At 62.4% G+C, this 12,767-nt stretch carries 9 protein-coding genes; 7 read left to right on the top strand and 2 right to left on the bottom strand.

Translation table 11 applies throughout. The features are described from left to right. Window positions 1-68: 68 nt before the first annotated feature. The 6 genes from V3C40_RS11910 to V3C40_RS11885 all read left to right on the top strand — a co-directional run bounded on the left by V3C40_RS11910 (window position 69) and on the right by V3C40_RS11885 (window position 6,427). The gene (locus V3C40_RS11910; protein ID WP_034760036.1) at window positions 69-707 is read left to right on the top strand and encodes a TetR/AcrR family transcriptional regulator; all 639 of its coding nucleotides are present in this window, start codon (window positions 69-71) and stop codon (window positions 705-707) included. A gap of 116 nt (window positions 708-823) precedes the next feature. Then, the gene (locus tag V3C40_RS11905) at window positions 824-1,645 is read left to right on the top strand and encodes an alpha/beta fold hydrolase (RefSeq protein WP_331777526.1); all 822 of its coding nucleotides are present in this window, start codon (window positions 824-826) and stop codon (window positions 1,643-1,645) included. Window positions 1,646-1,793: 148 nt separating this feature from the next. Further along, the gene (locus V3C40_RS11900; RefSeq protein WP_331777525.1) at window positions 1,794-3,998 is read left to right on the top strand and encodes a TonB-dependent receptor; all 2,205 of its coding nucleotides are present in this window, start codon (window positions 1,794-1,796) and stop codon (window positions 3,996-3,998) included. 84 nt (window positions 3,999-4,082) lie between these two features. Continuing rightward, window positions 4,083-5,078, top strand: a complete 996-nt coding sequence (locus V3C40_RS11895; protein ID WP_319992389.1) for an extracellular catalytic domain type 1 short-chain-length polyhydroxyalkanoate depolymerase — start codon at window positions 4,083-4,085, stop codon at window positions 5,076-5,078. Window positions 5,079-5,278: 200 nt separating this feature from the next. Further along, window positions 5,279-5,953, top strand: a complete 675-nt coding sequence (locus V3C40_RS11890) for a hypothetical protein (RefSeq protein WP_331777524.1) — start codon at window positions 5,279-5,281, stop codon at window positions 5,951-5,953. A 39-nt stretch (window positions 5,954-5,992) separates the two neighbouring features. Further along, window positions 5,993-6,427 carry a DUF695 domain-containing protein gene (locus tag V3C40_RS11885; protein WP_051992096.1) on the top strand — a complete coding sequence of 145 codons (435 nt, stop codon included), beginning with the start codon at window positions 5,993-5,995 and terminating at the stop codon, window positions 6,425-6,427. Here the strand turns inward: V3C40_RS11885 and bla are convergent, their stop codons facing one another. After that, window positions 6,428-7,321: a class A beta-lactamase gene (bla, locus tag V3C40_RS11880; RefSeq protein ID WP_331777523.1), complete on the bottom strand. Its 894-nt coding sequence runs from the start codon at window positions 7,319-7,321 to the stop codon at window positions 6,428-6,430. Beyond that, a complete protein-coding gene (locus V3C40_RS11875) occupies window positions 7,314-9,989 on the bottom strand; it encodes a hybrid sensor histidine kinase/response regulator (protein WP_331777522.1) in 2,676 nt (891 codons plus the stop codon). Before V3C40_RS11875 ends, bla begins: the two co-directional genes overlap by 8 nt. A gap of 510 nt (window positions 9,990-10,499) precedes the next feature. Between V3C40_RS11875 and V3C40_RS11870 the strand changes: the two genes are divergently transcribed. Further along, window positions 10,500-12,731, top strand: coding sequence for a TonB-dependent receptor (locus tag V3C40_RS11870; protein WP_331777521.1), 2,232 nt, complete (start codon window positions 10,500-10,502; stop codon window positions 12,729-12,731). Window positions 12,732-12,767: the final 36 nt, after the last annotated feature.

Raw genomic sequence — 12,767 nt, 5'->3', positions numbered from 1 at the left:
CTCCCGCGTTACAATACGCGCACCCATAACGGAACCACGGTTCCACTATCGAGAGACGCCGACGCCGCATGCCTTCCTTTCCGATGCCCTTCCCGCAGATGATCGTTCCCCCCGAGCCCACCCAGGCGCGCAGCAAGCAGGCGTTCGAGCGCCTGCTGCAGGTCGGTGAACAGTTGCTCGCGGAAAACCGTTTCGATGAAATCGGCGTGGCCGACCTGGCCAGACTGGCGGAAACCTCGGTGGGCACGTTTTACCGTTTATTGGGCGACAAGGACACCCTGAGCCGTTTGTTGCTGCAGCGCTTTTTTTCCGACATGGTGGAAAAGGTCGAGACGCTGACGGAGCTGCGCCAGTGGGAAGGGCGCAGCCTGGAAGAGTTCATCCGCGCCATGGTGGCCATGTTCGTGGCCGTGAATGGCGGGCGCAGCGGCGTCTTGCGGGCCCTGATCACACGCGCGTCGCAGGATGCGCAATTTCGCGACAGGGTGCACCAGATCAATCATTTGATCTCGCAACGCACGGTGGCCGTGCTGGCCAGCAAGTCATCGAGCATCGGCCACCCAAACCCCACGCAGGCGATGATGGTGGTGCCGCCCGTGCTGCTGGGCATCCTGAACCAGCACACCCTGACGGGCTCGCTGTCCTTTTTGTCGGGTGCGGCGCTCGAGGATGAACTGGTGCGTGTTGCTTTAAATTACCTGACTTGAACTATTTAGCGATTTAACTTGAAATCGGAATTCGGATTCCGTATTATGTTTTCCAACAGCGGGAAAACATATTCCTGCACCTGAACACAAAGCATGTTCAACAGCAAGGAGACAGAATGCGGCGTCACACGACATCCGATGTTCCATTGCATTACCTCGACCTGGGTCTCGGCACTGAGACGGGGCAAGGCGAGCCTGCGCAGTCAGAGCCCGTTTTCTTGCTGCACGGCCTCGGTTCCTGCGCCGAAGACTGGCGCCCGCAAATCGACGCCCTCGGCAGCACCTTTCGCCTGATCGTGCCCGACCTGCGCGGCCATGGCCGCAGTCCCGCGCCCATCGGCGACTGGCAGATCGGCGACTTCGCCAACGACCTTTTCAACCTGATGGACCAGCTCGACGTGCCGCGCGCGCACATCGTCGGCTTTTCCCTGGGTGGCATGGTGGGCCTGGAAATGGCCAACCGCGCACCCGGCAGGGTGGCCAGTTTGTGCCTGATCAACTCCCAGCCCTTCCAGGGGAGCAAACCTGCCGCGCTGCTGTTTGCCTACTGGCTGCGCCGCACGGTGATCGCCACGTTTGGCCTGAAAACCATGGGCAAGATCATCGGCAAGAAGCTGTTTCCCGATCCTGCCCAGCAAGCCCTCGTCGAGCGCTTCGCCACGCAGATGGCAGGCATGGACAAGCGCGCCTACCTGGCCGCGCTGGACGCCATTTTTCACTGGGATATCGATCCTCACTTCCAGGCCCTGGCCATGCCCGTCCTCATCATGGCGGCCGACCAGGATTACACGCCCGTCGCCAGCAAGCGGGTCTTTGCCGCACAGTTTCAGCATTGCGAGTTCGAGGTCATCGCGAACTCGCGCCACGCCACGCCCCTGGACCAGGCGCAGCGTGTGAATACCTTGTTGCAGTCCTTCCTTACCATAAATTCAAAATAAACAGGCCACTCGCCGCACGGGTCTAGGGCCGGGAAACAGTCATCGCAGGGCAGGTGCTCGCATTGCGCGCGCGGGTACCGTTACGTCTTGCGATCCTGGCATCCGGCCGTCTTCCCTGGTGGCAGGCAAGCCTGACATTGGAGACGCTATGAAACTTGCTTTGAAATTGATGCCCGCCGCCCTCGCCGTTGCCGGCGCTTTTGCCACCCAGGCCCAGGCGCAGGAAGCCAGCCCGGCTACTGCCACCACCGCCCAGGAAGCCAGCGACGCGAAAGAACGCATGGAAACCGTCACGGTCTCCGCCCGCCGCCGCGAAGAGCGCCTGCAGGACGTGCCGCTGGCCGTCACGGCGTTTTCCGCCAAGGCTCTGGAACGGGCGAACATCCAGAACCTGGCCGACTTGCAGGAGCGCGTGCCGAACCTGACCGTGTACGCCTCGCGCGGCACGAATACGACATTGACGGCGTTCATTCGCGGCGTGGGCCAGGCCGATCCCGTCTGGGGCGTTGACCCGGGCGTGGGCATTTATTTCGACGACGTCTACATGGCCCGGCCGCAAGGTGCCTTGCTCGACGTGTTCGACGTGCAGCGCATCGAAGTGCTGCGCGGCCCGCAAGGCACGCTGTACGGCAAGAACACCATCGGCGGCGCCATCAAGTACATCTCGCGTCCGCTGGCGAAGGAAAACGGCGCATCGGCGGAAGTGGGTATCGGCAACTACAACCAGCGCAACTTCAAGGCCGCCTTCAATCTGGCCAACGAGAGCGGCACCTGGCGCGCGCGCCTGGCGGCTGCCAAGCTGGACCGCGACGGTTTCGGCCGCAACACTTTCAATGGCGAACAGGTCAGCGACCAGGACAGCACGGCCGCGCGCCTGTCCGTCGGCTATTTTCCGCAAGACATCCCTTTGACCGTCGTGCTGAGCCTGGACGCCACAGATGACAAGTCCGGCGTGCGCGGCTTCCAGCGCATGGGCGTGAGCGCGTTCGACCCGCTCAAGCGGCCGGCCAGCACGGATGCGTACGATATCCAGAGCGGCATGCCGGGCCATAACTTCACGCACAACCGGGGCGGCTCGCTGGTGGCCAACTACACGCTCTCGAACGACTGGTCCGTCAAAGTGATCGGCGCCAAGCGGCGCAGCACGTCCGAGCAAACCATCGATTTCGACGGCCTGCCGCAGCCGATTGCCGACGTGTTTGGCGACTCGCGCGACGAGCAAAAGAGCCTGGAATTGCAGGCCTCGTACAGCGGTGACTACGGCGCCGGCGTGATCGGCCTGTACCGCTTCGAAGGCACGGCCGGCGGCGGCATCTACAACAATTTCCTGGGGCGCCAGTTCACGGCCGCCGTCAGCACGGTGGAGACGGACAGCACGGCGCTGTACACGGACTGGACCTGGCCGCTGGGCAAGGTGTGGAGCATCAATGCGGGCTTGCGTCACACGCGCGAGGAAAAGCGCGCCATCGTGCTCAACCGCGCTTTTGCGGACGTGGGCTTTACGCGGCCCATCCAGACGGCGGCCGATTTCGACAAATCTTTGTCAGTCAGCAATACCTCGCCGAAATTGTCCGTGCGCTACGAAGCGTCGAAGACGACGAATTTCTACAGCAACCTGTCGCGCGGTTTCAAGTCGGGCGGCTATAACGTGCGCGCCAACAACCTGGTGGTACCCGACTCGGCGCGGCCGTACAAGGATGAAAAACTCGACGCGCTGGAAGTGGGCATGAAATACGCGGCGCCGGACGACACGTTCGACGCCAACGTGGCCCTGTTCTACAACCGCTACAAGGATATCCAGTTGTCCGTGTTTACCAGCTATGTGCAGCCGGGCGGCGTGCCGGGCTTCTATGGCGACTTCACGAATGCGGGCAAGGCGACCGTGAAAGGCGCCGAGTTCGAATTTTCGTGGCGGCCGAACCGCCAGTGGGAAGTCAACGGTTTCCTCGCCTTGCTGAACGCCAGCTATGACGAGTTCATGAGCGGTGGCAAGAATATCGCGGATACGCAAAAGTTCAGCAATACGCCCGCCCGGCAAGTGGGCTTGAACCTGACGCGCACGGACCGCGACGTCTTCGGCGGCGCCTTGCGCAGCATGGTCGGCTATGGCTACCGCAGCAAGGTGTATCCGACCACGGACTTGAGCGAAACGCTGGCGCAGGGCGGCTACAGCATCTGGACGGCTGGCGTCGTGTGGGAAGCGCCGAAGAACTGGACCTTCAGCCTGCACGGCAGCAACCTGGGCAACAAACGCTACCGCACGGATGGCTACAACATTCCGGCCGTGTTCATCCTCGACGGTTTCTACGGTCCGCCGCGCCAGATCATCGCCAAGGTTGGCTACAAGTTCTAAAAGGTTGTTGAAGTGCCAGCCTGGTTAGCGCCAGGCTGGTTTGTTGTCGCTGTTTTCGTCCTTAATAACAATCAGGAGACTGGCATGGCACATCTGCATCACCAACTACGTCACTTCGTATCCGCACTCATCGCCGCCTGCGGCTTGCTGGCCGCGTTGCCGGCTGCCGCCGGGCAGTGGGACTTCGGCCTGTACGCGAGCCTGTGGGGATCGCGCGAATACCAGGTCTGGCTACCGAGCAATTACAATCCGAACACGCCGCTGCCCGTGGTGCTGATGCTGCACGGCTGTGGTTCCGAGCCCAACAGCATGGCCGCCGTCAGCCGCTACAACCAACTGGCGGACAGCGAAAACTTCATTGTCGTTTATCCGCGCCAGAACGTCACGGCCAATCCCATGCGCTGCTGGAACTTCATGTTGCCGCTGAACCAGGAGCGGGGCACGGGCGAGCCGGCCGTGCTGATGGGCATCTTGAACAAGGTCAAGAACCAATATGCGGTGCAGGATAGCCGCGTGTATGTGACGGGTATCTCGGCGGGCGGCGCCATGGCTTCCATCATGGCCGCCTGTTACTCGGACGTGTTCGCCGCCGTGATGGTGCATTCGGGCGGCATGTACAAGGGCGCCACCGGCCTGGTCACGGCCGCCGACTCGCTGTTCAACGGCAGCTCGTTCGACCCGAAAGTGCGGGGCAAGGATGCGTGGCGCTGCTCCGGCTCGCCGCGCCGGTTGATGCCGACGATGGTATTCCACGGCACGTCCGACATCGTCGTCAATCCCGTCAACGGCGAGCAAACCATCGAGCAATTCCTGCAGACCAGCGACTACGGCGACGATGGCCTCGACAATGACAGCGTGCGCTACCGTGCCGACAGCATCGTGCGCCAGACGGTGCCCTACGGCCGCAGCTACTCCATCGACACGTATCTGCGCAACGGCGCCGTCATCGCGCAAAAATACACGGTCGAAGGCATGAACCACGCGTGGAGCGGCGGCCCTCCCGGCTGGCCCTTCAGCGATGAACTGGGCCCGGACGCCACCGTGATCAGCTGGAATTTCTTCAAGAATTACCAGCGCTGATGGCGTGAGGCTTGCAGCTTGGACCATGGGGCGCAGCGATGGCGCCCCATTTTTTATACTGGAACATGCGCCATGCCCCGTCGCGCCCATGGATGTCAACGTTCGCACGTCCTGACGCCGCGTCCGCCTTTCATTTCCTGCTAACTATATAATCTGCGCTTGGGCGATACCCGCCCTTGAACGTCGATTGAAGGAATGCCATGCCAGGATACATGCCTGCTTATTTCGTGCGCCCCTTGGCGCTGTGTGTCGTGTTGGCTCTGTGCCTCCCTGCCAGTGCCGCCGAGGCGGTGGCGGTCGATGCGCAGCAGCGCGCGTCCTTGCTGGAGTTTTATGCGCAGCAATATCCGGGCGAGCCCGCAGCGCGTACCGTGTTCGAGAGCGTGCCCGTGGTGGGCGGACGCGGCAGCGAAGTGGTGGGCAGCGTGGAAACGTCGCCGTATCGCGGCCATGGCGCGCTGTGCCGGACGCAGCGCACCAAGTTCGTGCTGCACGGCGAGGGCAAGCAGGCGCGCTGGCAGGAGGCGGGGATGGAGTATTACGCCTGGCTCGACCGTGGCACCTGCCGGCCTGTGGCTGAACCTGTGCGCATGCTGCAGCGTGTCCCTGATGGGGAACTGGAAGGCGTGTTGCTGTATCAAAAGTCGCTGCTGGAACGGGCGCGCTTGCTGATGGCTGGCAATACGGCCTGCGCCCCGTTGCGGGCGCTGAAGTTCTCGCTGGCGGCCGTCGATGTGGGCGCCGCCGCACCGCGTGCCGAAGAGCGCTATGCGCTCGTGTTCAAGAGCGACCGCGACAGCTACGCCCGTGTCTGGCTGCGCAAGAGCGGTGCCCAGTATGATGCGTGGAATGTGACTTGCCCGCCGGTGCTGTAAGCTGCGCACCCTCGATTTATTTTTTTGACTGTTGCAACCATGAACGAAAATTCCACTTCCGCCCGCAGCTGGGGCACCATCGTCACGCATAGCGACGAGATGGCCATCATCTACCGTTACGTCGACGCCTTCCATGACGACTGGGACCTGTCATCGCAGCCGGACCGCATCATCATCGCCTGGCGTTACGAGGACGAGACGGGCATGCCCGCGCCGAACGAGCGCGAGCACATGGAAGAGCTGGAAGCGGCGCTGGCGCCCGTGGTGGAAGAAGACGGCTTCGCCACCCTGGCGCTGGTGTCCACCGGTGAAAACTTGCGCGAATGGATTTATTACACGCAGTCGGGCGAAGAATTCTTCAATCGCCTGAACACGGCGCTGGCGCCGCGTCCAAAGTTCCCGATCGAAATCCGCAGCGCGGCCGACCCCGCCTGGTCGACGTATGCGGGGTTCATGGCGGCACTGCCGAAGTAATTACACCAGCGCGGCCGTCACGATGCGCGTGGCGGCCGTGATGATGTCCTGGTTCGTGTCCGCATTTTTCTGTTCGCGCGTGTAGTACACGGCGATCACCAGCGGTGCGCCGCTGGCCGGGTAGGCGACGCCGATATCGTTGACGCTGCCATAGGCGCCCGAGCCGGTTTTATCGGCCACTTGCCAGCCGGCCGGCACGCCGGCGCGGATGCGCTTGTCGCCCGTCGTGTTGCCGCGCATCCAGGTGTCCAGTTGCTGGCGCTGTGGTGCCGGCAAGCTATTTCCCAATAATAATTGCTGCAAGCTGTGCGCCATCGACGCGGGGCTGGCCGTATCGCGCACTTCGCCGGGGATGGCGCTGTTCAATTCCGTTTCCCAGCGTTCCAGCTGGAACACCGTATTGCCGATGCTACGTGCAAACGCCGTCACGGCTTGCGGCCCGCCCAAGAGTGTCATCAGGAAATTGGCCGCGCTATTGTCGCTGTATTGCAAGGTGGCGGCGCACAGATCGGCCACGTTCATGCCGTCGGCCAGGTGCTTTTCCGTGATGGGCGAGTAGGTGACCAGTTCTTTTTTCTCGTAACGCACGTGCTGGTCCAGCAAGCCCGGCTGGCTGGCGCTGCGGGCCAGCACGGCACCCGCCAGCATGGCCTTGAAAGTGCTGGCCAAGGGAAAGCGTTCGTCGGCGCGATAGGCAACGCGCAGCTCGCTGCCCTGGCGCCAGGCGGCAACGCCGAGGCGTCCGCCTGCGGCTTGTTCCAGCGCGGCCAGTTGCGTCTGGGCGGTGGCGATGCTGGTGGCGGGCGCGGCAAACAGCAACGGTGCCGGGCACAGCAGGGTAGCGCCGCCAGCCAGCAGGAGGTTGCGGCGGACGTGGTTCAGGGATTCAGTCATGGTCTGTCAGTGTTTTTGGAGTGGAAAGAGTGGCCAGCAGTTCGCCGATGGCGAGCAGGTTGGCCGGTTTGGTCAGATGGTGGTCGAAGCCGGCCGCGCTCGATTGGCTGCGGTCGTTTTCGGCGCCCCAGCCCGTCAATGCGACGAGCACGACGCTGGCGCCGGCCGGTATCCGGCGCAGCGCGCGCGCTACTTCGTAGCCGTTCATGCCGGGCAAGCCGATGTCGAGGAAGATGACGTCCGGTAAAAACTGCGGCGCCACGGCCAGGGCCTGTGCGCCATCATGGGCCACTTGCGTGGCATGGCCCATCATGTCGAGCACGGCGGCGAGGGTAACGGCCGCGTCGACATTGTCGTCGACCACCAGCACGCGGAATTGCGGGCCGCTGGCGGTGACGGCGGGCGCGGCGGGTGATGCGGGTGTTGCTGGCGCCGCCGCCAGCAGCGGCAAGCGCACGCTGAAGGTGCTGCCCAGGCCGGCGCCGGGACTGGCCACCGTGGCGCTGCCGCCGTGCAACTCGGCCAGGCGACGCACGAGCGACAGGCCGATGCCCAGGCCGCCCTGAGCCCTTCCCATGTTTTGCCCCACTTGCGTGAACATGTCAAACACGGTCGTAATCGATTCAGCGGGTATGCCCACGCCGCTGTCTTCCACCTCGATCAGCGCCGCGTTGCCGTCGCGCCGCGCGCGCAAGGCGATGTGGCCGCCGGCCGGCGTGTATTTGGCGGCATTGTTGAGCAAATTGCCCAGCACTTGCGCCAGGCGCGTGGGGTCGGCCTCGAGCGGCAGCGCCTGTTCGTCGAGTTCTACACGCAACTGATGACGGCCCGCTTCGATCAGCGGCATGCTCGTTTCCACGGCGCTGGCGACGATGGTTTTCAAGTCCGTGCGTTCGAGCTTGAGTTCGATCTGCCCCCGCGTGATGCGGGCCACGTCCAGTAAATCATTGACCAGATGCACCATCTGATTGACTTGCCGCTCCATCACGTCGCGCACGCGCGCCACGGTGGCGGGCTTGTCGGCGGCCAGGCGCATGATCTGCAAGCCATTGCGGATGGGTGCGAGCGGGTTGCGCAGTTCGTGCGCCAGGGTGGCCAGGAATTCCGTCTTGCGCCGGTCCATTTCGGACAGGTTGTCGGCCAGCTGGCGCAATTGCTGCTCCGAGCGCTTGCGCTCGCTGATGTCGCTGAACAGCACCGTCAGCAGGCGGCTGCCGGGGCCGCCCAGGCGCGCGGCGAAGACTTCGAACCAGCGCTCCATGGCCACGGCTTCGTTTTCATAGCGCACGGGCTCGCCCGTCTTGACGACCTGGTCGTACAGGTCGAACCAGTGCTGGTCGTGGTCGGGCACGAAGCTGCGGATGGTCTTGCCGATGGCATTTTCCAGTCCCGACTGCTTGACGAAGGAGCGATTGCCTTCGAGGTAGCGGAAATCCACGGGGCGGCCTTGCTCGTCGTACAGCATTTCGATCACGCAAAAGGCCTGGTCCATCAGTTCGATCAGGGTGCGGTAGCGCTCCTCGCTGCGGCGCAGCGCATCTTCCACCTGCTTCTGGCGCGTGATGTCGAGCAGGACACCGGGCAATTGCAGGGGCGTGCCATCGGGCGCGTATTCCGCGCGGCCCCGCGCGATGACCGAGCGGTACTGGCCATCGCCGGCGCCGACGCGGTAACTGGCCTCGAACGGCGTGTGTGCGTGCAGCGCCTCGGTAATCTGCGCGCTGACCTGTTCTCGGTCATCGGGATGGATGATGTCCATGTAACGCGCCAGTGGCGCCGCCGTGGCCGCATCGGTATTGACGGGGAACAAACGCGCCATATTGCTGTCGGCCGTGACCCGGTCGGCAATGATGTCCCAGTTCCAGGTGGCCACTTCGCCTGCCGCCAGGGTCAGGCGCAGGGTTTCCTCGTTCTGCTTGCTGGCCGTCAGGTCGAGCGAGATGCCGGACAGCGCGATCACGTTGCCGGCGCCATCGCTGGCGCAGGTGCCACGCATGTGCGCCCAGTGCAGCGAACCATCGGGCCAGCGCACGCGGATGTCGATTTCGAAATCGCCGGCGCTGGCGATGGCCGCGTGCACGACCGCTTGCCAGTGCTGCAGGTCGCCGTCGAGCATGGCGCCCGTCAGCTGCGCGTAATCGATGTGGCTGTCAGGCGGCAGGCCCAGATTGGCCTTGAACGCATCGGAGCCGGCCATGCTGCCGCTGCCCAGGTCGATCTCCCACGTACCCATGCGGCCACCTTGCATGGCCAGGCGCAGCCGTTGTTCCGTCTGCCGTTGCTGCGTCACGTCGCAATGCGAACCGAGCCATTCAACGATGCTGCCATCGGGCGCCAATACCGGCAGCATGCGCACGAGCATATTGCGGTAGGCGCCGCTGACGTGGCGTAGCCGGTATTCCGCTTCAAACACACTGGTCAGGTGCGAGGGCACGACGTAAGGCAAGTTGCGGTCGTCCGGATGCAGGGCATTGACCCAGCCGCGGCCCAGCAGTTCAGCCTCGGTCTGACCCGTGAAGGCGCGCCAGGTGGGCTGGTCGGCATCGAACTGGCCGAAGGTTTTCGTGCTCCAGACGATGTCGCAATGGGCGCTCAGCAGTAAATGCGCCGCCTGGGCGGCGACGGTGGAGGACGGGACGGCGTTGCTGGGCTGGCTGGGTTCTGGCATGGCGGCGATTAACGATGGTGCATGGAGCCGCGGCCGCACTGGAATGGGGCGGCATGGCAGCGCAAGTCTGGCGATATTACAACTATTTTTACCGTCGGGGCTGTCTTGCAGGATGCCAATTTGGCTTTCGTCTGGCCAGGCGAAAAACGGGTGCCATGCGGCAAGTCATCAGGCCAAATAGCAAGGCAAGGGCGTTATTGTGGCTGAATAACCACTAGTCGGCCCTTTATGTTGATGAATGAATATTTTACATAACAATATTCTTGCAGCGCATAAGGCGCTTGAATTAAATTGGCGCCTTACTCAAAAGTTGGTGTTCATCAGACATCCCGGAGATGCGGCCGCTACCGCTGTCAGCTAGCACGACAGCCAGGGCAGAGCCAGTGACACCAGGAGCGGAGAGACATCCGCTCGCGCTGCTGCACCGTGATGGTGCACACGATCATCCAGCGCCGTACATAAGCCGGAGACAGGTTTCGCAATTCTTTTTTTAAACTTCTGGGAAACAACATGATCAAGATGTCCAAGATGCACAAGCGGTTGTGCGCCAAAAGCGCCGCCATGCTGGCACTGTCCGCTGCCCTGCCTATCGGCTCGGCTTATGCAGATGAAGTCGCTGCTGATACGGCGCCCGCCGCCAGCCAGCTGGAAACCGTGACCGTGACGGCGCAGCGCCGCAAGGAAAATATCCGCGACGTGCCCGTCTCCGTGTCGCTGCTGCGCGATGAAAAGCTCGACGTGCTGGTCTCCAGCGGTCAGGATATCCGCGTGCTGGCTGGCAAAGTGCCGAGCCTGAACGTGGAATCGTCGAACGGCCGCACCTTCCCCCGCTTCTACATCCGCGGCTACGGCAACACCGACTTCAACATCTTTGCATCGCAACCTGTTTCCCTGATTTACGACGATGTCGTGCAAGAAAATCCTATCCTCAAGGGCTATCCGATTTTCGACGTGGCTGGCGTGGAAGTATTGCGCGGCCCGCAAGGTACATTGTTCGGCCGCAATACGCCTGCCGGCGTGGTCAAGTTCGAATCCGTCAAGCCGAACCTGGACAAGGTTGAAGGCTATTACAACGTTTCCGCCGCCACGCACAACACGACCAACTTCGACGGCGCCGTCAACGTGCCGCTGAGCAAAGAATGGGCGCTGCGCTTCTCGACCCTGCGCCAGCACCGCGACGACTACGTCGACAACACGTTTACAGGCCAGAAAAACGCACTGGACGGCTACGACGAACACGCCGAACGCGTGCAACTGCTGTACGCACCGAACACCATGTTCAACGCCCTGTTCAATGTGCACCAGCGCAGTACCACGGGTAGCGCGCGCATCTTCTACGCCAACATGATCAAGCAGGGCACGAACGATATCGTTGACGGTTTCGACCCGAACAAGTCGTTCACGAATGCACCGAATTTCCAGCGCCTGCGCACCAACGGCGCCAGCGCCCGCCTGAGCTGGGACCTGGACGGTATTAAACTGTACTCGGTCACCGGCTTTGAACAGGTCGGCAATTATGTGTCGCATGGTGACATCGATGGCGGCACGCCAACGGGTCCTGGCTTCATTCCTTTCCAGGTTGAAACGGCCGGCGGCATCACCAGCGTGAAGCAATACTCGCAAGAATTCCGCGCCGAATCGAAGAATGCCGGTCCGCTCAACTGGCAGGCTGGCGTGTACTACTTCAACGAAGATGCCAACGGTTTCACCGACAACTTCGATACCAACACGCATGCGCTGACCACGCACCTGGCCAGCCGCCAGAAGAACTCGGCCTGGGCAACGTTTGGTTCCGTCAACTACGCCGTCAACGATGACTTCATGCTGCGCGCCGGTTTGCGCTACACCAAGGACAAGAAGGATTTCAACACGGTGGAAGCGACCAACATCGTGCAGGTCAGCCCGACCAGCGCCGATGTCAGCAAAGCCAAGGTCAACTGGGACTTGAGCGGCACCTATAAATACAACAAGGACGTGAACTTCTACGGCCGTGTCGCCACCGGTTTCCGCGCGCCAAGTATCGCTCCGGCCAGCACCAGCGTGCCCGTCACCGTGGCCGATGCGGAAACGATCACCTCGTTCGAAGCCGGCATCAAGGCCGATCTGTTCGAGCGCCGCGCCCGCGTGGCCTTCAGCCTGTACAACTACCAGGTGAAGAACCAGCAATTGACGGTCGTTGGCGGCACCTTGAACGTGACGCGTTTGATCAATGCAGCCAAGACGAACGGCCGCGGCGCGGAACTGGAACTGGAAGGTTTTGTCACGCCGAGCCTGAAGATGTCCCTGGGCGGCAGCTACAACTTCACGGAAATCAAGGATCCAAGCCTGTCGATCGCTACCTGCGCCCAAACGCGTTGCACCGTGACCGATTCGCTGACCACCGGCAACCGTGCCATCATCGACGGCAATCCATTGCCGCAAGCGCCGAAGTGGACGATCACCGCCACGGGCCGTTATTCGATCCCGATGGAAAACGGCGAATTCTTCGTCTTCACGGACTGGGCTTACCGCAGCAAGATCAACTTCTTCCTGTATGAAGCGACCGAGTTCACCGGCAAGGCAATGGTCGAAGGCGGCTTGCGCGTGGGCTACACCTGGGATGCTGGCAAGTATGAAATGGCCGTTTTTGGCCGCAACATCACCGATACCCAGCGCATCACGGGCGCCATCGACTTCAACAACCGTACGGGTTTCATCAATGAGCCACGTCAGTTTGGTGTGCAGTTCAAAGGCAACTTCTAATTGCCTCATACCAGGCGCCGGCCCTAGCGGCTGGCG

This window comes from Janthinobacterium sp. LS2A (assembly GCF_036543145.1).
Taxonomy (GTDB): domain Bacteria; phylum Pseudomonadota; class Gammaproteobacteria; order Burkholderiales; family Burkholderiaceae_D; genus Janthinobacterium; species Janthinobacterium aestuarii.
The sequence above is the reverse complement of the archived record's forward strand: the minus strand, read 5'-3'. Positions and strand labels throughout refer to the sequence as shown.